Below are 20,040 nucleotides of genomic sequence, written 5' to 3'. Positions count from 1 at the left end.
TTGAAGGAGGGCATATGTCTTTTCTAAAGAGGATAACCCTAGATTGGGAAAGCTTGTCCCATGAGAATGAGCATCAATTTCCATTTCAAATACCTGCGCTACGCAGCTTAAGTACCTTGAATTTTGAGCGTAACGTGACCTTTCTAACCGGAGAGAATGGATCAGGTAAATCCACATTATTGGAATCAATCGGTCTCCGTTGTGGTTTCAGTATTATTGGGGGAAAAGATCTGGTCATCCAAAAGGAGAAGGATAACGGATCACTTGCTTCTATAATGAAGTTAAGCTGGATGCCTAAAGTAAACAGTGGGGTTTATTTCCGAGCAGAAACGTTCGACACGTTTGCGAATTATATTGATGAGTTAGCTAATGACCCCTTTATTGGTAAGTCTGCCTATGGCCCATATGGTGGGAAATCTCTGAACGAACGCTCGCATGGACAAGCCTTTCTAACCTTTTTTAGCAATCGATTAGATAAGAAAGGGTTGTATCTGTTGGATGAACCAGAGTCGGCATTATCTCCGCAGAATCAGCTAACCTTTATGAGGTTGATTTGGGAAATGGAGCAGAGTGGACAAGCTCAATTTATTATTGCGACGCATTCTCCGATGCTTATGGCATACCCCCATGCTGAAATATTACATTTCTCAGAATCATCTATTGATCCTATAGAATACGAAGAGACAGAACATTATAGCTTGACCCGAGATTTCTTGAATCATCGTGAACGGTATTTCGACATGTTGTTCTCGGATGACGAGTGAACCATTAAACTGACCTTTGAATAATGAATGGCTAGAATGTAAAAACTGAACATGGTTATGGAAAAGAAGACCTCCAAGTGTTACAATAAGTCATATTGAAACATTCAAAGCGGATTTATTTCATAATAACGCACTGTATCACGTTATGGAAGGCTCCGTATCACTGATTTTATAGATGTAAGAGGAGGATAACAATGACTGATAAGACTGAAGCTATTAACAAAGATGTGAACGAAACAATCGATAATTTATCTATTACAACGATCCGTACCTTGGCAATTGATGCCATCGAGAAAGCAAATTCCGGACATCCGGGTATGCCAATGGGATCCGCTCCTATGGGTTACCAATTGTTTGCTAAGACGATGAACCATAATCCTGACCATCCTACATGGATCAACCGTGACCGTTTTGTGCTATCTGCTGGACATGGCTCAATGTTGCTATACAGCTTGTTACACTTGAGTGGATATAATCTTCCGATGGAAGAATTGAAACAGTTCCGTCAATGGGGAAGCTTGACACCAGGTCATCCTGAATACGGCCACACAGCTGGTGTTGATGCAACAACAGGTCCACTTGGACAAGGTATTGGTATGGCTGTAGGTATGGCTATGGCTGAAGCTCAGCTTGGGGCAACTTACAATAAAGATAACTATAACGTAGTGGATCACTTTACTTATGCCATTTGTGGTGATGGAGATTTGATGGAGGGTATTTCTAGCGAAGCCGCATCTCTAGCTGCACATCTTAAACTAGGTAAACTGATCACGCTGTATGATTCCAATGATATTTCTTTGGATGGTAAATTGAATTTGTCATTCTCTGAGAATGTTCAGCAACGTTTTGAAGCTTACGGCTGGCAAGTACTTCGCGTAGAAGACGGTAACGATCTTCCAGCGATTGAAAAGGCGATTGCTGAAGCACAAGCGGATCCTGACCGTCCTACATTGATCGAAGTGAAGACTGTGATCGGTTACGGAAGTCCGAACAAACAAGGTAAAGGCGGACACGGTGGTACTCATGGTTCTCCATTAGGTGCTGAAGAAGCTAAATTGACGAAGGATTTCTACAAATGGGTATATGAAGAAGATTTTTATGTACCTCAAGAAGTACGTGAGCATTTCGCTAAAGTGAAAGAGCATGGCATTGCTGTTAATAAAGCGTGGGATGAGCAGTTCACGAAGTACAAACAAGCGCATCCTGAACTTGCAGCTCAATTCGAACAAGCTGTTGCAGGCGAGTTACCACAAGGTTGGGATACAGATCTTCCTAAGTATGGAGTGGAAGATAAAGCAGTATCTACTCGTGTAGCTTCTGGTAATGCTTTGAATGGTCTAGTTGGTCGTGTACCACAACTTCTAGGTGGATCTGCTGACTTGGAGAGCTCAACGATGACTCACCTGAACGGTCTTTCTTCATTTACATCGGAGAGCTATGAAGGACGCAATGTATACTACGGTGTACGTGAATTCGGTATGGCTGCAGCAATGAACGGGATTGCACTTCATCAAGGACTCAAAATTTTCGGGGGTACATTCTTCGTATTCACAGACTATTTACGTCCAGCAATTCGTCTAGCGGCTATTATGGGTCTTCCTGTGACTTATGTATTGACACATGATAGTATCGCTGTTGGTGAAGATGGTCCAACGCATGAACCTATCGAACAATTGGCTTCATTACGTATTATCCCAGGTCTTACGGTTATTCGCCCTGCGGATGCGAATGAGACTTCAGCAGCATGGGCTTATACGGTTGAGAACAAATCTAATCCAGTAGCCCTAGTATTGACTCGTCAGAATCTACCGATTCTTGCAGCTTCTGTTGAAGGTGCTCGCGAAGGAATCAAGCATGGCGCTTATGTAGTAGCAGATGCTAAGAATGGCAAGCCTGTTGCTCAAATTATTGCTACAGGTTCTGAAGTACAATTGGCAGTTAAAGCTCAGGAAGCTTTGGCTAATGAAGGTATTGAAGTGCGTGTCATTAGTATGCCAAGTTGGGACTTGTTCGAGAAACAAGATAAAGCTTATAAAGATTCCGTTATCCTACCAGAAGTTAAAGCCCGTCTTGCAATAGAAATGGCTTATCCTCTAGGTTGGGAGAAATATGTCGGTGATCAAGGTGATATTCTAGGCATTTCCACTTTCGGAGCATCCGCACCAGGTGATCGTGTCATTAAAGAATACGGCTTTACGGTAGAGAATGTAGTTAGCCGCGTTAAGGCGTTGCTATAATCGTACCCTTAGCTAGCTTAATATAAGGAGTAGTGGAGCCGATGTCACAGTTCAACAATGCAACTATTGTTAAAGCCGCGAACGTTTATTATGACGGTAAAGTTACAAGCCGTACGGTGATTCAGCAGGATGGAAGTAAAGTAACGCTTGGAATTATGTTGCCAGGTACTTATGAATTTGGCACAGATGGAGCGGAGATTATGGAAATCCTGTCTGGAGACCTCGATGTACTGCTTCCGGGTGAGAGTGATTGGCTCAAGATTGAGGGGCAGGCTACTTTTCATGTGCCAGCACATTCTAAGTTCTCACTGGAAATCCGGAGTGTAACGGACTACTGCTGCTCCTACACTTAATGAAATGAAGAAGGCTAACCTACATTTCATTAAGTGTACACAGTAATGAAATGAAGAAGCGCTAAACTCCATTTCAACATGTGGACACTAAGTAGCTCTGATTGTAGATATAACAAAAGAGGGTAGGCGTGGAGTGAAATCCAAGCTACCCTTTTTTGAACAATTAGAATGTTGGCTCAAGGATACAAATCTCATTTATTTTAATATGGGGTTCTGGTACAATCCATGGGAGGTAGAGTATCAGATCCAAGACAAGATCTAGTGTCAGGTTATGACCTTGCCAGTAATATGAATTTAAAGTATCCTATTTCTAAAGAAGTTTACGGAAATAGAAATAAAGATCACATAGGAGGCTGTCCATACTCATGTCTAAAAATATTAATTTTGATTACAGCAAAGCACTTTCCTTCATTAATCAACACGAAATTGATTATTTAGCGGAGCCAATCAAGTTGGCACACGAACAGTTGCATAACGGAACGGGAACTGGATCTGACTACTTAGGTTGGATCGATCTGCCTACACAATATGATAAAGAAGAATTTGCTCGCATTCAGAAGGCCGCTAGCAAGATTCAAAGCGACTCTGAGGTGCTTATCGTCATCGGAATCGGTGGTTCTTACCTAGGTGCTCGTGCAGCTATTGAAGCATTGTCGCACTCGTTCTATAACATGCTACCTAAAGACAAACGTAAAACGCCTGAAATTTATTTCGCAGGTAACAATATCAGTTCTACATATCTTACTCATCTGTTAGATCTGGTTGAAGGTAAGGATTACTCTGTTAACGTTATCTCCAAATCAGGTACAACAACCGAGCCTGCGGTGGCATTCCGTATTCTCCGTGCGGATCTAGAGAAGAAGTATGGTAAAGAAGAAGCTCGTAAACGGATCTATGCTACAACGGATAAAGAACAGGGTGCCTTGAAGAAGCTGGCTAATGAAGAAGGATACGAATCTTTTATCATTCCTGATGATGTAGGTGGACGTTATTCTGTTCTAACTCCAGTAGGACTTCTACCGATTGCAACAGCAGGTATTAACATTGAGGAAATGATGCAAGGCGCAGCAGATGCTTCCAAAGAATTCAGCAATCCTAACGTTGCTGAGAATTTGAGCTATCAATATGCTGCAGTACGTAATGCTTTGTATCGTAAAGGTAAAGCTATCGAAATTCTTGTGAATTATGAGCCTTCTCTGCACTATGTGTCAGAATGGTGGAAACAACTTTTCGGTGAAAGTGAAGGTAAGGACTACAAAGGAATCTACCCAGCGTCTGTTGATTTCTCCACTGATTTGCACTCTATGGGACAATTTATTCAAGAAGGCAGTCGTAATATTTTCGAAACTATCATTCAGGTAGAGAACGTAGCAGAGCACATTACGATTGAGAACGATCCAAATGATCTTGATGGCTTGAACTTCTTAGCTGGAAAGACCATGGATTTCGTTAATAAGAAGGCATTCCAAGGAACAATGCTTGCACATACGGATGGACAAGTTCCTAACCTTATTGTAACGGTTCCTAATATGACTCCTTACTCTTTTGGTTATCTAGTGTATTTCTTTGAAAAAGCATGCGGAATTAGTGGTTATCTACTTGGTGTTAATCCTTTCGACCAACCAGGTGTTGAAGCATACAAGAAAAATATGTTCGCTTTGCTTGGTAAGCCAGGTTATGAGAAAGAAAAGGCTGAGCTTGAAGCTAGACTTACCGAATAACTCTAGTTATATAGATTGTACTAAAGTTTGCGCTCCCTCAATCTCTATAAATTCTAGTGAAAATCATGAATATGAGGGTTCGTCTTTTGTTCATTCTATATAGAACCACAGTTAAAGAAGCAGTTCACCGATTGCACCATAGCGGGGAACTGCTTTCTTAACCATACAGGGGATGGATTAACTAATGATTGAAAGCTATCTTACCGTTCGTCAGAGCGGAGCAAAGGAAATCGTCATCAAGAAGTCTAGATTCATCGGTCATGTAATGCCAGTAGAGAATGAGATGGAAGCTACAGCATTCATTGAGGATATGAAGAAAGGACATTGGAATGCCACACATAATTGTTCAGCCTACATGATTGGTGAGAGAGATGAGATTCAGAAACAATCAGATGATGGAGAACCAAGTGGTACAGCGGGGAAACCCATTCTTGAAGTGATCCGTAATCAAGGACTTAAGAATGTTGCTATTGTTGTCACACGGTATTTTGGTGGTATTATGTTAGGTGCAGGAGGTTTAATCCGGGCATACACAGATGGAGCAGTTGCCGCTATTGAAGCCGGAGAACGGGTCAATCGTGTATTGCATCAACAAATTTTGGTGGAAGTAGATTATACTTGGTTAGGTAAAGTAGAGAATGAACTGCGTAATCATGAAATTCGAGTTGGAGAAACTTTTTTTACCGATAAGGTCACAATAGTTTGTCTACCACGAAATTCTGAGGCAGAGGCGTTTAAATCGTGGATTGTTGATATGACCCAAGGTCAGTCCGTGATATCAGAGGGAGAACAGCTTTATTATATTGAAGGGGAATAACGTCTATGGCAAGAAGAGCAGTGGAGCAGGAGTTATCGAGGGAACGAATTTTGGAAGCAGCCAGGCATTTGTTTATTACCAAAGGCTATCATGCGATTTCTATGCGTAGCATTGGTCAACATCTCGGTTATAGTCACGGTTCCTTGTATTATCATTTCAAGGAGAAAGCAGAATTGTTCTATGCTATAGTTGTAGAGGACTTCAAACGTCTAGCATACCTATTGATTCAAGCCATGGACAACCCATCCGCTGAAGGACTCACTAAGGTAGAGCATCTCATGCTAGAGTTTATTTCTTTCGGAATGGACCATCCCCACCAATATGAGATTATGTTTATGATTCGGGATGAAGAGGTTTTGTCCTATTGTCGCTCTGAACAGGGACAATGCTTTGAACTGTTCTCGTCTATTGTTCATCAACACTTGACAGACGAAGGTTGCAATCTGGAAGGTCAACATAATCTACCACTTACCTTATTCCTATCCATGCATGGATTTATTTCGTATTATATCCAGGATCGTTTAACCTTCGAAGAAGTTAAGCCAGCAGCGTTGTCCCATGTAAAGCTGATGTGCCGTAATTTGTAATAATTTTCTTTTTTTTATAAACATACTTTATAACGTTGAATCGTTGCATCTTTACCGTACAAAAGAAAATTTCGCAAAAAGGCGAGGGTAAGAGGGGACAGTCCTTCACGACCGATCGCCTATTTTGCATGCCTTTTAATCATAGATTAACTATGAAATTCCTTTATGTTAAAATTTCCCGTATAAAACCTATAAAACAGATGTGATTGATGCTATTGTACCGAAAAAAGTTTATTTAAAACGATATCGGCTATTGACGACTTCCGTAAATATTTGGTAAAGTACTCATAAGTAAAACCAAGTAGTCTAATGGGAATTATTGATTAGGCTTCACGGATGAGCCGACCAACTCACATTTTGGAGGCAGGGGGAACTAGTATGGGCACAATATTACGCCATAGAGGTTGGACTTGGGGATTTCGAAGTACGATATTACTTTATTTTATATTATTAGTTGTGCTCCCATTACTCGGTGTGTATTACAATTCATTCTCACTCGGTTGGCAATCGTTTGTTGAGAGCGTTATCGACCCAATCGCATGGAGAGCGGTTCTTTTAACGTTGAAGCTAGCTGTGTTCTCCACCCTCATTAACGTAGTTATAGGGACCATGATTGCTTGGGTGCTGATTCGATATGACTTTTGGGGCAAATCGTTTCTTAATAGTTTAGTGGATCTACCCTTCGCCTTACCTACTGCTGTAGGGGGACTTATGATCTTGCTATTACTAGGACCCGGTAGTCTCATTGGCTCTGCTGCGGAGTCTATCGGTTTTGAAATTGTATTTCATCAACCAGCTATCGTGATTGCTATGGTATTCGTAACCTTTCCGTTTGTTATTCGGGCAGTACAGCCTCTTTTGGAAGAGATGGATCACTCAGAAGAGGAAGCTGCTTATACGATGGGGGCCTCCAACACGCGCGTATTTCGTTCGATTCTATTGCCATCCATGGCACCAGGTATGATTAGTGGAGGTATGCTTGCTTTCTCTAGAGCTTTGGCTGAATTTGGAGCTGTTGTGTTGGTCGCGGGTAATATTCCAGGGAAAACCTTGATTGCTTCTGTATTTATTTATGGTGAAGTTGAAAGTGACAATACGGTAGGTGCCGCAGCTGTCTCTATCATTCTGCTTACCTTATCCTTCGCAATCCTGTGGTGTATTAACATGGTGCAGATGAGGGGGAGACGATCATGAGGAGATGGTGGATAACACTGACATATCTAGTATTCACATTACTCTTAATTGCTCCACTTATTAAAATTACCACAGGTGCCTTTAACGATGGCTTTAGTGGTTTAGGTGATGCTTTACTCAGACCAGAAGCCCTACATGCACTGATGATGACGGGACTCATCGTTGTTGTAGTAACACTTATTAATACGTTGTTCGGTATTATGATGGCTATCTATTTGGTTAGAGGTACTTGGCTTAGTAAAAGATTGAAGAGCTTCCTAAATAGCATTGTAGATTTGCCTTTTGCGGTTTCTCCGATTATAGGTGGATTAATGATTGTGTTATTGCTAGGACCTAGCAGTGTGATGGGAGCTTTTTTTGAGAATATAGGGTTCAAAATTGTTTACGCATTTCCAGGCATGGTGATTGCAACCTTGTTCGTGACTTTTCCACTCATGGTAAGAGAGGTTATGCCTGTCTTACAAGAGATTGGCTCACAGCAAGAAGAGGCTGCATCCACACTTGGGGCTTACCCATGGACGACATTCTGGAAGGTAACTTGGCCTTCGATTCAATGGGCAGTTGTCTATGGCGTGGTACTAACCGTAGCTCGCTCGGTTGGGGAGTTCGGTGCGGTACTGGTCGTCTCGGGTAACATTATGAACAAGACTCAGACGGCAACAACACTTGTGTATCAAGATGTTGAGAATTTCAATGTGACAGCGGCAAATAGTGTAGCGCTAGTGCTTATTGCATTCTCGGTTGGACTACTTCTATTAATGGAGTGGGCGAAAAAAAGAAAGGGCGTGTCCTGATATGCATATTGAAGTCCGCAACCTTAACAAACATTTTGGAGATTTCCATGCCGTAAAGGACGTTAGTTTTGAGATTGAGAAAGGGCACCTCATTGGGCTATTGGGACCGAGTGGTGGAGGTAAAACATCAATATTGCGAATGCTGGCAGGTCTTGAAGATTTAGATTCTGGTGAAATACGTTTTCATGGTGAATTGGTGAATGGACTTCCACCACAAGAGAGAGGGATTGGGTTCGTATTCCAGAACTATGCATTATTCAAGCATATGTCCGTATTTGATAACATTGCATTCGGGTTAAATGTGAAGAAAATGCCAAAGGCTAAAGTGAAGGATCGTGTCATGGAGTTGGTTGAATTAACGGGTCTGAAGGGTTTCGAGAAGCGTTATCCACATCAACTATCTGGTGGACAACGGCAGAGGGTTGCCTTTGCACGAGCATTAGCCCCAGAGCCGCAGCTATTGCTACTGGATGAGCCCTTTGCAGCTATTGATGCGAAGATTAGGCAGGAGCTACGTACGTGGCTTAGGGACCTTATTGAACGCGTAGGTATCACATCCATCTTCGTAACTCATGACCAAGATGAAGCGATTGAAGTAGCAGATGAGATTATGGTAATTAATCAAGGACGTGTGGAACAGAAGGGAACACCATGGGATATCTATAAAGAGCCCAAAACTCCTTTTGTAGCGTCATTCATTGGAGAATCAACCGTCATTGAGAATGCTGCTGAATTGAAAGGGTTTGAAGAAGTAGGCAAGCACGGAGGGACGCGCGCACTTATAAGACCAGAATATATTGAGGTCGGTCACAAACATGAATTTATACTAGCTTCAGCTACAGAACAAGGTTTCGTGAAGCATCTTCATTTCCGGGGCAGTGAATGGCTGGTTGAAGTGGAAGTGGGTGCCCATAAGCTGATTACCTATCGTTCACTTGAGAAAGAAACGTTGAAGATCGGTGAGGAAGTCAGTGTATTAGTACATCGTGCTTATTTATTCAATGATGATCGCAGCTGGATTATGGAGAACAAGCTGAAGGATGATCCGATGCCCATGATGATCTAATCTGTTATCTTGTACAAGGGAAGTGACGTACTCATGAAGATCACAAGGAAATTACCGCTACGATATATACAATGGATGAGTATGACGCTAGTTCTAACTCTATTATTGGTTGGATGTAATAACAATGATCTTACGATTTCAGGGACAGCCTCTGCTCAGGAAGGGGATGTCACGCTTGTCATCGGAGCCTATAGTGTGGCTAAGGATGCTTTAACAGATATCTTGCCGAAATTTCAACAAGACTGGAAAGCGAAGACAGGCCAAGATGTGAAGTTTCAAGAATCGTATGAAGCTTCGGGAACTCAAGCACGTTCGATTGTAGGTGGTTTTGAAGCGGATGTTACACTCCTAGCGATGGAGGGTGATGTGGATAAGCTAATCAAGGCGAAGCTGATTACTGCTGATTGGAAGAGCAAGCCTGAGAAGGGTATGGTCACACGGTCAATTGTTGTACTTGGGACACGTGAAGGTAATCCACTAGCCATCCATGATTTCACAGATTTGACCAAGCCGGGGGTAAAGGTACTCTATCCTAATCCGAAAACTTCGGGTGGAGCACAGTGGGACATTAACGCCATTTATGGTGCGGGATTGAAAATGTCAGAGGAGCAAGGGCATAAAGATCCAGCTGCGGGTAAAGCATTTTTGGAACAAGTACACAATAACATCGAATCACTCGACAAGAGTGGAAGATCTTCAATGGCCGCATTCGAATATGGCGTAGGTGATGTCATTGTCACGTATGAGAATGAATTACTTGCACGTATTCAGAAGGGCGTGAAATATGAGGTAGTGATTCCACAGCATACGATATTGATTGAGAATCCGGCTGCTGTCGTAGATAAATATGCTGATAAGCATGGCACACGTGAAGTAGCTGAGGCGTTTGTAGATTATTTGTGGACTGAGGAGGCGCAGCGTGTATTTACAGAGCATGGGTTCCGACCTGTAAATAAGAAGATCTATGACGAGAATAAGAGCCATTATCCTATTCCTGAAGGGTTGTTTGATATTGAATACCTCGGAGGCTGGAATGAGGTCAGAGAGACACTATACTCTAAGCGCGGAGTATGGTATCAGGTGTTGGCAGGAATTTAATAGGAGTGAGATAAGCAGAAGGATTCACCTCAGAGAAGGTGAATCCTTCTGTTGTATTAGCGATTTATGGATTATAATAATTTCATTGGTTTAACAGGAGCATCTTTAAGACATAAGCATAAGGAGCAAATGAGTATGGATACATTAGTTTTTCTAGGTACAGGTGATGCGATGGGCGTCCCTCGTGTTTACTGTGATTGTGACGTATGCACAGAGGCGAGAGAGCAGGGCGTTAATCGCAGGTTGCGCTCATCCGTACTTGTCAACGGCAGTGATGGGTCATTCCTTATTGATTGTGGGCCGGATTGGCGTAGTCAAATGGAAGCACTGGGTCAACGAATGACCTATAAGATTCTAATCACACACGCACACTTCGATCATATGGGGGGGCTTCCTGAATGGGCTGATGCTTGTAGATGGACAGGCCAGAAGGGGCAATTATATGCACCACAGGAAGTTATAACAATCATCCTAACCCAATTCCCATGGTTGAATATGCAATTGGATTTCATTTCGGTCGATGAAGGAATTCAGCTCAGTAACTGGTCGGTTACAGGCTGGAAAGTTTGTCATGGTAAGAATGGGTATTCTTATGCCTATCGTTTCAAGAAGGAAGGTTATACATGGATTTATTGCTCAGACAGCATTAATCTGAGCGATGATGAGAAGCAGCCTTTATATGATTTAGATTTACTAGTATTAGGGACTAGCTTCTATCATGAAAAGGCTGAGTTCTCGACGCGCTCTGTCTATGATATGCAAGAGGCAGCTCTTCTATTGAAGGAGATTAAGCCGAGCAAGGCAATATATACGCATATGTCTCATGATGTGGATCTACATCAGAAATATCAGCTTCCAGCGCAAGTGATGCTCGCGCGAACGGGCTTAGTTGTACCTCTTAGCAACACAAATAACCTTCAACAACACTAGGACAGTGATATTGAAGGTTATTGTTACTCTCTAATATTTAGATGACTTCAAGTCATTTACTCTGCGTTCAACACGAACTTCTCAATGACCTGCTTAATGCCATCTTCATTATTACTTAAGGTTACATAGTCTGCAATTTCCTTAAGTGCATCAATAGCGTTACCCATAGCTACACCAAGACCTGCAGCTTCTAGCATTTCATGGTCATTCCAAGAGTCGCCAATAGCGATCGTCTCCGAGAGATCACAATTAAAATGATCGGCCAAGAAGGTTAGGGCATGACCCTTCGTACCTTCATGATGCATGATTTCCAAAAAGTGTGGTTTAGACTTCGTAATATGAACTTGATCACCTAGCAATTCACGTAGAATCGGTGATATCTCATCCAAATAAGCAGGATCGTCGATAATCAACATTTTGGGAGTGGGTTGCTCTACCATTTTGGCTAGATCGGGTTCAATATAATAAGGTGTACCATTGAGTGCACAGTAATCGATTAATTTCTGATTCTCTTCTCTTGCATAAAGTTTATCATCAATATAGGTCTGCACATGCAGATCATGTTCAATACAGTAATGAAATAATTTACGTGCAGCATCTTTAGGTACGAAACGCTCATAGAGTACTTTTTCATCCATAAGATTCTTAATTAACGCACCTTGATATGTAATGATAGGAACGTTTAGACCTGTTTGGCGCGCAAGGTTCTTCGCAGAAGCATAAGCACGTCCAGTAGCAAGTGTAACGATAACATCTTTAGCCACAGCTTGTTCGAGTGCTGTTTGTGTAGATGGCAATACTTCCTTGTCTTCGTTAATCAATGTGTCGTCGATATCGATAGCAATCAGTTTGTACATGATGTTCTCTCCTTATTATATCTAATATGGTCTATCTCTATTGTACCCTAGATTGATTGTAATGTGCTCGGTGAAGATTTCAATTCTGCCATTATCATACCTGTAAAAATACATAAGCACCCGATCATGGCGACTATGCCGAGTACTTCTCCTCCAAATAGCACACCTGTAATGGCTGCAAAAACGGGCTCCGTTGCAAAAATAATAGCTACTCGAGAAGGGGAAGTGAATTTCTGACACACCGTCTGAATCCAGAAGGCTAAAGCACTTGTAGGCCCAATTGATATGAACAAAGCCCATAAAACTTCAGGTTGAAGGAGTTTGTCTGATAGTTGATGGATCGGTCCAATATCTTCAAATAGGAGTGATGATCCCAGACTTAGCAAGCCCACAACAGTCATTTGGAGCGTAGCCAGTAAGAGCGCAGGGTACTTGGGGGCATACATCGCAGTGTAAGCGACATGTAAGGCAAAAGCGATAGCACATAGAAATACGAGGAAATCACCCCGATTCAAGGCAAAAGCAGAACCAGCAAATGCCAATAAATATAACCCTATGGCTGCAAGTAAGGCGCTTAGCCAGGTATAGCTGGAAATAGGATGTCGTAGCAGAAACAGAGCTAGAAAAGGTACAAGGATGACCGAAAGTCCAGTGATGAATCCAGCGTTAGATGTTGTGGTATAGAGTAGTCCCACCGTCTGAAACGCATATCCCAAAAATAAAAAAACACCAAGCAAACTAGCATGTACTAATATTCCTACACGTAGTTCCTTCCATTCTCTCCGATAAAATAAAGTAGTTATGATAGCTAGAAGCAAGCCTGCCCCAAGAAACCGAATGCCGTTAAAAGCAAGTGGTGGAAGTACTCTAACCGCGTGCTGAACAATGAGAAAAGTAGATCCCCACATCATAGCTACAAGAAGAAGACCCAGATCAGCAACACGAGAACGGTTCACAAATGTCATCCTTTCCATAGGCAAGTGATCAAATTGTATCTCAAAAAAGGGAGCTGGACAAGGGAGAGGGATGAAAGGTGAAGAGGTCGTCTCTTCACATATAGATATTTCTATATTGTACCAAATATTTTGATGGTCGTAATACTTTTACCATGTTCGTAGCCGTTAAAATCAGCGATGATGGGTTCAGATCAAATAGGAACCTGGAGGTTACAAGATGGAAAGAATAGAAAAGTTCCACGGAAATAATCATTATGAGATCGATCTACCTAACGGCAATCTACATGTATTTGCTAATCCGGACATTTATCAATCGTTTGATTCCAGACCATTTGAGATGGCCGATAACAACTTAATAATTCCACGTAATGTATATATGAGCTATACGCCAGATGCGCATGTAGGCATTGGAACCTGTATCGGAACAACTGCGGTTTGGAATATGAAGGATGGATTTGTATCTCCTTCAATTGTGGGTGTGGATATTGGCTGTGGGATGCGTGTGCATACGACACCTCTACACAAGAAGGACATTCAGGATAAAGGTGTGCGGAGAGCGCTAATTAAGACGATTGAGAAATATGTTCCGACGAATGAACGTACGAACTCTCATTATGTAGATATAGATATTAGGGAAGTCGTGAAGTATGGTCTGAGAGGACTTCCGAGTGCCTATGTTCCACATGAGCAATGGCTGACACACGTAGAGCAGTCGACATTTAAGTATGATCATCAATATCTTGATAAGCTACCAGATGACATTCACAAATATGCTCACGGTCAATTAGGGACATTAGGCGGTGGAAATCATTTTATCGAGATACTGTACCTAGAAATAGAAGAAGCACAGAAGGATTTAGCGACACAATGGGGATTATTCGATGGGCAAGTCATCGTAATGATTCATTCTGGTTCCCGGGCATGGGGTGCTAAACTCGGTCAAGAGTATACGAAGCTATTCCGAGCATCGATGTTCAACTGGGGTATAGAAAATCCAGATCGTAGTCTGATCTATGCACCGATTTCGAGCGATGAAGGGCAAAGCTATCTCAATCTGATGTACTCCGCATTAAATTTCGCGGTTAGCAACAGGCATATGATTGCATTCGGTGTTCGAGAGGCTTTCCGCGAATTATTCGGGGGAGAAATTGAGTTTCCAGTGTTGTATGACTTAATGCATAACTATGCCTTGAAGGAATATCATCGGAATGAGGCGATGCTTGTTCACCGGAAAGGAGCAACACGCGCGTTGCCACCAGGACATTTCCTCAACACAGCTGCCTATAGAGAAACGGGGCATCCGGCATTAATTCCAGGCTCAATGGGAACTTCCTCTTACATTATGATAGGTAAAGAAGAAGGGACGAAGAATTTTTATTCCATCTGTCACGGAGCAGGGAGAGCGAGATCAAGGAAAGCTACTAAGGAATTGGTGACAGTTGATGAATTCCAGCGATCTATGAAAGTGGGGTCCGATGAAGAGATCCTGGTCAACCACCGTTCCCTAGCAACGATTCTGGATGAATGTCCACAAGCATATAAAGACGTTGATCAAATTATTGACAGTGTGGTGGGGGCATCCCTAGCTGATGTAGTGGCAACATGTAAGCCTATGGCAGCGATTAAGGGAGTTTAATGTCTTAAGTAACGGCAGGAAGCAGCGATTGCTTCCTGGAATTTTTAAATGAGAGAATACTAAAAAGCCATGGAAATAAATCCATGGCTTTTTAGTATTAACAATTCAATTATTCTAGTCATTGCGGAGGCTGCTAGAGCTTACCCAATAAACTTGATCTCATGTGAGAGACAAGGGGATCACGAAAGAAAATTAACAAGTCTAGTTCATTCTGAGCCACGATGGCTCCGATTTGTTGGTCGCCGCCAAGTGGTCCTGACATGAATCTCACAATATCCAATGTTGTATTTTCTATAATCAATGTGCCAGTTGTGCCATCGAGTAAGGTATGCTCTTCGAATAATGACTGATAAGTAATAATGAATTTTTTTGCCACCTATTCATTTATTTATTTTTTTTATGTACTATTTGAAGGGGAATTGGTAACCTTGTCGTCTAAGTTTTGGAATGGAACAAAGGGGGGAGGCAGCTATGGAAGATTTGACGGATGAGCAGCTAATTAATGAGATCCGTCAAGGTCATTCGGAGGCCTACCGAATACTGGTGGATCGACATAAGAGCTATATCTATACGCTGATTTACCGTATGGTAGAACATCATGAAACGGCTGAGGATCTTTCACAAGAAGTTTTTGTGAAGTTGTATCGTTCCTTGGGGCTTTTCCGTGGAGATGCCAGATTTACGACTTGGCTGTATCGATTGGCCCTCAATGTTGTGATCGATCATCAACGTGCTCAACGTAGAAAGCCTTATAGTGTCCTAATTGATAAGGTGGGGGGGTGGTTTAGCGATGCTAAGGAACAGCCGGAGGAACAACTGCTGCATAAAGAGGCTCAAGCCGACATGCTGCAAATGCTCTCTGAGCTTCCAGATAAATATAGAGTAATCCTCTATTTGTACCACTATAAGCAGCTCTCTTATCAAGAAATGTCCGATGCAACAGGACTTCCTATCAAGACGCTAGAAACCCGATTATATCGCGGAAAAGCTATGCTGAAACAAAAATGGTTGGAGGTGAACCATCATGAATCCGAGACATCAGGAAAACAAGCAGCTTCAGCAATATTTAAATGATAAGCTCGATGAGTTGCCCTTATTGGAGCCTAAGCATGGTTTTACTGATAAGGTCATGCAGGCAATAGGTTCAATAGATTCTAGTTCTACAGCACGTTACACTAGTGCAGGACCTAAGTGGAAGCAAAATGCTTTTCATGGATGCGTAGCAGCAGCGGCTACCGTATTGTTTGTAAGTACGGGTGCTTTTCATAAAGTGCTAACTATTAATGATCAGATGGTTCAGCTTTCGGCCTATATTGAAAAAATCTCTCTTTATTTAGTATCCTAATCAATGTGTAGAAGGAGGAAGTTGTGATGAATAACCCTAACGACATGGATCGTTTCCCTGATTACAATCAAATGCCATACCCGCCCTTTTATCGGAAACCTCCAAGAAAGAAAAAATGGCTCGCCTGTTTGCTTTCCATGTTTGTACCAGGCATAGGGCATCTCTATCTGGGTCTTATGCAGCGAGGGCTTTTGATTATGGTGCTTGTGATATTAGATATCTTTGCTGTTGTTTCTTTAGTGGGTGCTGATGGGGGAGGGAGTATCCCTTTAATCACTTTATTTTCATTAATTATCCCCGTTATTTATTTTTATAATATTTTTGATGCTTTACAATCGACGAATCGGATTAATGTTCGCTACGAACGTGGGGAATTGGAAGTGGGTGAGAATCCTGGTGATCCACTGACAAATCTGATGAGGGGCAATAATTTGGCTGTTATTTTGGTTGGCGCTGGGGCTCTCTTTTTTATGGTAAGTATGAAGCCAAGGTGGTTTGAGGGTATTTTCGAAGTCGTTGGCTCCTATGTAGGGGCTTTGGTGCTTATATGTGCAGGTCTTGTTTTGTTTCTTCTGGAATCGCGAAAAAAGTAGCGCATGTAGTACATATCTAAATAGCTCAACTTTCGCACATCGAAATTGGCAATTTTCGAAGTGCGAAAGTTGAGTGAAAAGATCCCTAACAAAGATCTAAATCCAAATGGGTCTTGCTTTAAACATCAGAATCAATGTACTTAACTATTCTTTCGCAAATTTCATGTGTTAAGAGCGAATCATCAATAGATGGATCAGGTATCGAGTTATTTTTAACGCAATCAATAAAATGATCTACTATTTGATAGAAGCCGCGTTTATACAGTGTGGGTTCCCAATCCCCGAATTTAGATATACGTATTTCTTTATTATGAAAGTGAGTGGTTTCAACAAGACTGTTTACTACATATTTATTATGGCCGGTCATATACTCAATGATTTCCTCTGTAACACCACCATTTCTGTTCATTACGCCTATAGCAGTACACCCTTCTCCAATAAGCTGTATCACCAAATGATCAAGCATGTCACCTTTTCTAAGGTACTCTACCTTTACATCCTTGACCTCGGTATCCATTAAAAATCTAAGCGTATCTACAACGTGTATAAAATCCTCTACAACAACTCTTCTTATATAGTCTGGAGCAGCGAATCTATTTTTTTGCATGATAATCAAGCTAGCTTTACCATGTTCCTTAAGCTCTTTAACTCTAGGTATAAATCTTCTGTTGAAACCAACCATGACTATTTTTCCGCTCTCTTGGGAGAGTCTCACGATTCTTTCAGTTTCATGAAAACTCATCGATATGGGCTTGTCTATATATATGTTTATGCTACTTTCAAGTAATTTTTCAGCTATTTCAAAATGCGCTTCTGTAGCCGTACTCACAAATGCTGCATCGATATTTTTTGTTATCAGTTCCTCCACAGTCTGAACCTTTTCCTGAATCCTATACTTTTGTGATAAGTTGTTTAGAGTGTCCAGATCTCTCGTACAAAGCACAAGTTCTATACCTTCTTTTTCTGAAAGCACAGGTAAGTATGATTTTGTGGAAATATCACCCAATCCAATAATACCAATCCTCATTTGTATCACCCCACTAGTATTTTTGAAGCTAATTGCTCCTATGTCCAACGTTTCGACGTTCTAAGCTTACATACGTATTCTTGCCTTCATTTTAATAACTATAGCAGAAATTAATATTATAAAAGTGATAGTTGAGACGAAGTATGTTTGTGTGGTTTGAAATCAAAAGAACCGAATAAGCCGTATGGCAGTATCCGGTTGCCTGGATTCACCTAAACTGAATATGTTCGCAAACGTCGCTTACTCGAATTTCCTTTCAAATCAACTACTGAACCCAATTGAAGGTCCCATCCAGTCGCTTGGAACGAAGGCAAAATATTTATACGTTCCGGCAGGCTGATTGCCAAGGTACCAGGTGCCCTGATGAGTATCGTGGCCTGGTCTGCCGCCTTCTTCATAGAATGAATTAATAAGGACATCGCCATTCGCCGTTTCTTTATAAATATAAACAGACAAGTACCCGCTGACATGTGAATCATAGGCATAATAATTGACTTGGAGATTGCCACCTGAGTGTGTATAAGTTCCTGTTGATTCCCGTTGATCGGCGAACGCTGTTGAGGCAAAAGTGAATAGCATCACGAAAACTAGCAAACTTAATTTGAATTTTCTCATTACAAAATTCCTCCTTAGAATGGGGTTATTGAACAGCAAAAAATGAACGTTAGCATACCTTCTCTGAACAAATGTGGGTAACCACGCATAATAAAGAATTGTGTTTTGAATAGGCGGATGGGTTGGTGATAATGAAGTGACATACAATGAAGGGAAGCACAAACCATTACTCATTTGGTATGAAGCACCTGATGAGTTGGGAAGGACTGTGTGAGGATAATGAAGAAGTGATTAACCATTTACCACCTCCTTAAAACGTTTATATCGGTCTGAATCGAATAGAGTGAATGTATACGATCTTTTATGATGCAAATTTTCCATAATTACAAATTAATGTTAATGTTCATGATTGATCAAAAGAATCTAGTACAGATCCAAGCAGGAAATTTAAGAAAAATTTAACAATTACCCTACTTCTTTTTAAACAGTTTTCCCTATTCTAAATGAATGAAGGAGAAAACTGAGGATGAAGAAGTAGGTTTTTTTTGCTTGTTATACTTTTGCTTCTGGGTTTACAAAGAAATGGGTTTAGACCCTTAAGTAGTAGTTATTGAAAGGATGATGAAGACAACGATGAAGAAATGGATCCGGAAGGATACATCAGCGGCAATGATGTTCCTCGCGCCGAGTGGTGTCGGATTTGCGATGTTCTACCTTATTCCGTTTGCCATGGGAGTGTTCTATTCTTTTATGGACAGTACGGTAGATAGCCAATTTGTAGGGTTGGATAATTACCGTGAGCTGCTCGCGAGCAATTCCTTCAGACAGGCAGCATCCAATACGTTTTATTTTAGCGCGGTTAGTGTGCCGCTTATGCTTGTGCTGTCGCTAGGTTTGGCAATTCTGCTGAACCAAAATATATATTTTCGAAAATGGCTGCGGACTGCATTTGTGTTACCGCTTGTCGTTCCAGTCGCCTCGATTATTCTGATCTGGCAGATGCTGTTCGATTGGAACGGTTCCCTGAACGCCTGGTTGAGTTACTTCGGATCCGAACGTGTGGATTGGATGAAGACCGATGCCGCCCGAAATGTAGTCATTATCGTGTATTTATGGAAGAACATCGGCTATAACGTCATATTATTCTTGGCGGGACTGCAACAAATCCCGAAGGATTATTACGAAACCGCCCAAATTGAAGGGGCAGGGCGTTTACGGCAGTTTCGCAGTATTACACTTGTCTATCTAACATCCACGATGTTCTTTGTAGTGATCATGTCGATCATTAACTCATTTAAAGTATTTCGGGAAACGTATTTGATCGCAGGCGATTATCCGCATGACAGTATATACATGATGCAGCACTATATGAACAACATGTTCATGTCGTTGGACATTCAGAAGCTGACTGCGGCTGCGACCTTGATGTTTGGTTGTATTTTTCTGATCGTCATGGGATTGTTTGCGATTGAACGCCGGCATCGGCAGTTCATGGAATAGGGGGTAGAGA

General features: G+C 41.7%; 20 protein-coding genes and 1 pseudogene. 16 read left to right on the top strand and 5 right to left on the bottom strand.

Annotated elements, in window-relative coordinates; all coding sequences use genetic code 11:
- Nucleotides 1-14: 14 nt before the first annotated feature.
- From UB51_RS16480 to UB51_RS16430, 11 genes are all read left to right on the top strand, one after another.
- Complete coding sequence (locus UB51_RS16480; protein WP_044878244.1) at nucleotides 15-764, top strand: AAA family ATPase; 750 nt, start codon at nucleotides 15-17, stop codon at nucleotides 762-764.
- Between the two features lie 194 nt (nucleotides 765-958).
- On the top strand, nucleotides 959-3,001 hold the full coding sequence (gene tkt, locus UB51_RS16475) for a transketolase (RefSeq protein WP_044878243.1): 2,043 nt from the start codon (nucleotides 959-961) through the stop codon (nucleotides 2,999-3,001).
- Nucleotides 3,002-3,042: 41 nt separating this feature from the next.
- A complete protein-coding gene (gene ppnP, locus UB51_RS16470) occupies nucleotides 3,043-3,354 on the top strand; it encodes a pyrimidine/purine nucleoside phosphorylase (RefSeq protein WP_044878242.1) in 312 nt (103 codons plus the stop codon).
- 365 nt (nucleotides 3,355-3,719) lie between these two features.
- Complete coding sequence (locus UB51_RS16465; RefSeq protein ID WP_044878241.1) at nucleotides 3,720-5,075, top strand: glucose-6-phosphate isomerase; 1,356 nt, start codon at nucleotides 3,720-3,722, stop codon at nucleotides 5,073-5,075.
- Between the two features lie 184 nt (nucleotides 5,076-5,259).
- Nucleotides 5,260-5,892 carry a YigZ family protein gene (locus UB51_RS16460; RefSeq protein ID WP_044878240.1) on the top strand — a complete coding sequence of 211 codons (633 nt, stop codon included), beginning with the start codon at nucleotides 5,260-5,262 and terminating at the stop codon, nucleotides 5,890-5,892.
- A gap of 5 nt (nucleotides 5,893-5,897) precedes the next feature.
- Nucleotides 5,898-6,479 (top strand): TetR/AcrR family transcriptional regulator, encoded by a 582-nt coding sequence (locus tag UB51_RS16455; RefSeq protein WP_044878239.1) that lies wholly within the window; start codon nucleotides 5,898-5,900, stop codon nucleotides 6,477-6,479.
- Nucleotides 6,480-6,857: 378 nt separating this feature from the next.
- Complete coding sequence (gene cysT / locus UB51_RS16450) at nucleotides 6,858-7,673, top strand: sulfate ABC transporter permease subunit CysT (RefSeq protein WP_044878238.1); 816 nt, start codon at nucleotides 6,858-6,860, stop codon at nucleotides 7,671-7,673.
- A complete protein-coding gene (locus UB51_RS16445; protein ID WP_044878237.1) occupies nucleotides 7,670-8,467 on the top strand; it encodes a sulfate ABC transporter permease subunit in 798 nt (265 codons plus the stop codon). The genes cysT and UB51_RS16445 overlap by 4 nt, the downstream gene beginning before the upstream one ends.
- Nucleotide 8,468: 1 nt before the next feature.
- Nucleotides 8,469-9,533 (top strand): sulfate/molybdate ABC transporter ATP-binding protein, encoded by a 1,065-nt coding sequence (locus tag UB51_RS16440; RefSeq protein ID WP_044878236.1) that lies wholly within the window; start codon nucleotides 8,469-8,471, stop codon nucleotides 9,531-9,533.
- 33 nt (nucleotides 9,534-9,566) lie between these two features.
- A complete protein-coding gene (locus UB51_RS16435) occupies nucleotides 9,567-10,631 on the top strand; it encodes a sulfate ABC transporter substrate-binding protein (RefSeq protein ID WP_044878235.1) in 1,065 nt (354 codons plus the stop codon).
- Nucleotides 10,632-10,766: 135 nt separating this feature from the next.
- A complete protein-coding gene (locus UB51_RS16430; RefSeq protein WP_199924943.1) occupies nucleotides 10,767-11,561 on the top strand; it encodes an MBL fold metallo-hydrolase in 795 nt (264 codons plus the stop codon).
- A gap of 56 nt (nucleotides 11,562-11,617) precedes the next feature.
- Here UB51_RS16430 and UB51_RS16425 read toward each other — a convergent pair whose 3' ends face one another.
- Entirely contained in the window at nucleotides 11,618-12,418 is an 801-nt protein-coding gene (locus UB51_RS16425) for a Cof-type HAD-IIB family hydrolase (RefSeq protein WP_044878234.1), read from the bottom strand.
- A gap of 47 nt (nucleotides 12,419-12,465) precedes the next feature.
- The gene (locus tag UB51_RS16420; protein WP_082063163.1) at nucleotides 12,466-13,374 is read right to left on the bottom strand and encodes a DMT family transporter; all 909 of its coding nucleotides are present in this window, start codon (nucleotides 13,372-13,374) and stop codon (nucleotides 12,466-12,468) included.
- Nucleotides 13,375-13,591: 217 nt separating this feature from the next.
- Here UB51_RS16420 and UB51_RS16415 point away from each other — a divergent pair, with 217 nt between their 5' ends.
- Nucleotides 13,592-15,010, top strand: coding sequence for an RtcB family protein (locus UB51_RS16415; protein WP_044878233.1), 1,419 nt, complete (start codon nucleotides 13,592-13,594; stop codon nucleotides 15,008-15,010).
- A gap of 166 nt (nucleotides 15,011-15,176) precedes the next feature.
- Here UB51_RS16415 and UB51_RS27945 read toward each other — a convergent pair.
- Nucleotides 15,177-15,386 (bottom strand): annotated as a pseudogene (locus UB51_RS27945) (methylglyoxal synthase); the annotation flags it as partial.
- A 95-nt stretch (nucleotides 15,387-15,481) separates the two neighbouring features.
- Between UB51_RS27945 and UB51_RS16410 the strand changes: the two are divergent.
- Genes UB51_RS16410 through UB51_RS16400 form a run of 3 tightly spaced genes read left to right on the top strand, consistent with a single transcriptional unit; the run spans nucleotide 15,482 to nucleotide 16,948 of the window.
- On the top strand, nucleotides 15,482-16,084 hold the full coding sequence (locus tag UB51_RS16410) for an RNA polymerase sigma factor (protein ID WP_044878232.1): 603 nt from the start codon (nucleotides 15,482-15,484) through the stop codon (nucleotides 16,082-16,084).
- A complete protein-coding gene (locus UB51_RS16405) occupies nucleotides 16,035-16,355 on the top strand; it encodes a hypothetical protein (RefSeq protein ID WP_044878231.1) in 321 nt (106 codons plus the stop codon). Before UB51_RS16410 ends, UB51_RS16405 begins: the two co-directional genes overlap by 50 nt.
- 26 nt (nucleotides 16,356-16,381) lie before the next feature.
- Complete coding sequence (locus UB51_RS16400; RefSeq protein WP_044878230.1) at nucleotides 16,382-16,948, top strand: DUF6677 family protein; 567 nt, start codon at nucleotides 16,382-16,384, stop codon at nucleotides 16,946-16,948.
- A gap of 118 nt (nucleotides 16,949-17,066) precedes the next feature.
- Here UB51_RS16400 and UB51_RS16395 read toward each other — a convergent pair whose 3' ends face one another.
- Together UB51_RS16395 and UB51_RS16390 are read right to left on the bottom strand one after the other, a co-directional pair.
- Nucleotides 17,067-17,975, bottom strand: a complete 909-nt coding sequence (locus tag UB51_RS16395; protein WP_044878229.1) for a Gfo/Idh/MocA family protein — start codon at nucleotides 17,973-17,975, stop codon at nucleotides 17,067-17,069.
- Nucleotides 17,976-18,236: 261 nt separating this feature from the next.
- On the bottom strand, nucleotides 18,237-18,590 hold the full coding sequence (locus UB51_RS16390) for a hypothetical protein (RefSeq protein WP_044878228.1): 354 nt from the start codon (nucleotides 18,588-18,590) through the stop codon (nucleotides 18,237-18,239).
- A gap of 573 nt (nucleotides 18,591-19,163) precedes the next feature.
- Between UB51_RS16390 and UB51_RS16385 the strand changes: the two genes are divergently transcribed.
- Complete coding sequence (locus UB51_RS16385) at nucleotides 19,164-20,030, top strand: carbohydrate ABC transporter permease (protein ID WP_044878227.1); 867 nt, start codon at nucleotides 19,164-19,166, stop codon at nucleotides 20,028-20,030.
- Nucleotides 20,031-20,040: the final 10 nt, after the last annotated feature.

This window comes from Paenibacillus sp. IHBB 10380, from assembly GCF_000949425.1.
Taxonomy (GTDB): Bacteria; Bacillota; Bacilli; order Paenibacillales; family Paenibacillaceae; genus Paenibacillus_AQ.
Note: the sequence above shows the minus strand (reverse complement) of the source record. Positions and strands in the feature narration are given on the sequence as shown.

What these genes read in the sequence shown, in the direction of transcription:
- UB51_RS16455 (WP_044878239.1), top strand. Translation starts at nt 5,898, where the DNA reads ATGGCAAGAAGAGCAGTGGAGCAGGAGTTATCGAGGGAACGAATTTTG.
- UB51_RS16445 (WP_044878237.1), top strand. Translation starts at nt 7,670, where the DNA reads ATGAGGAGATGGTGGATAACACTGACATATCTAGTATTCACATTACTC.
- UB51_RS16385 (WP_044878227.1), top strand. Translation starts at nt 19,164, where the DNA reads ATGAAGAAATGGATCCGGAAGGATACATCAGCGGCAATGATGTTCCTC.
- UB51_RS16390 (WP_044878228.1), bottom strand. Translation starts at nt 18,590, where the DNA reads ATGAGAAAATTCAAATTAAGTTTGCTAGTTTTCGTGATGCTATTCACT.
- UB51_RS16425 (WP_044878234.1), bottom strand. Translation starts at nt 12,418, where the DNA reads ATGTACAAACTGATTGCTATCGATATCGACGACACATTGATTAACGAA.
- UB51_RS16440 (WP_044878236.1), top strand. Translation starts at nt 8,469, where the DNA reads ATGCATATTGAAGTCCGCAACCTTAACAAACATTTTGGAGATTTCCAT.
- UB51_RS16460 (WP_044878240.1), top strand. Translation starts at nt 5,260, where the DNA reads ATGATTGAAAGCTATCTTACCGTTCGTCAGAGCGGAGCAAAGGAAATC.
- UB51_RS16435 (WP_044878235.1), top strand. Translation starts at nt 9,567, where the DNA reads ATGAAGATCACAAGGAAATTACCGCTACGATATATACAATGGATGAGT.
- UB51_RS16395 (WP_044878229.1), bottom strand. Translation starts at nt 17,975, where the DNA reads ATGAGGATTGGTATTATTGGATTGGGTGATATTTCCACAAAATCATAC.
- UB51_RS16480 (WP_044878244.1), top strand. Translation starts at nt 15, where the DNA reads ATGTCTTTTCTAAAGAGGATAACCCTAGATTGGGAAAGCTTGTCCCAT.
- UB51_RS16400 (WP_044878230.1), top strand. Translation starts at nt 16,382, where the DNA reads ATGAATAACCCTAACGACATGGATCGTTTCCCTGATTACAATCAAATG.
- UB51_RS16415 (WP_044878233.1), top strand. Translation starts at nt 13,592, where the DNA reads ATGGAAAGAATAGAAAAGTTCCACGGAAATAATCATTATGAGATCGAT.
- UB51_RS16405 (WP_044878231.1), top strand. Translation starts at nt 16,035, where the DNA reads ATGAATCCGAGACATCAGGAAAACAAGCAGCTTCAGCAATATTTAAAT.
- UB51_RS16465 (WP_044878241.1), top strand. Translation starts at nt 3,720, where the DNA reads ATGTCTAAAAATATTAATTTTGATTACAGCAAAGCACTTTCCTTCATT.
- ppnP (WP_044878242.1), top strand. Translation starts at nt 3,043, where the DNA reads ATGTCACAGTTCAACAATGCAACTATTGTTAAAGCCGCGAACGTTTAT.
- UB51_RS16430 (WP_199924943.1), top strand. Translation starts at nt 10,767, where the DNA reads ATGGATACATTAGTTTTTCTAGGTACAGGTGATGCGATGGGCGTCCCT.
- tkt (WP_044878243.1), top strand. Translation starts at nt 959, where the DNA reads ATGACTGATAAGACTGAAGCTATTAACAAAGATGTGAACGAAACAATC.
- cysT (WP_044878238.1), top strand. Translation starts at nt 6,858, where the DNA reads ATGGGCACAATATTACGCCATAGAGGTTGGACTTGGGGATTTCGAAGT.
- UB51_RS16410 (WP_044878232.1), top strand. Translation starts at nt 15,482, where the DNA reads ATGGAAGATTTGACGGATGAGCAGCTAATTAATGAGATCCGTCAAGGT.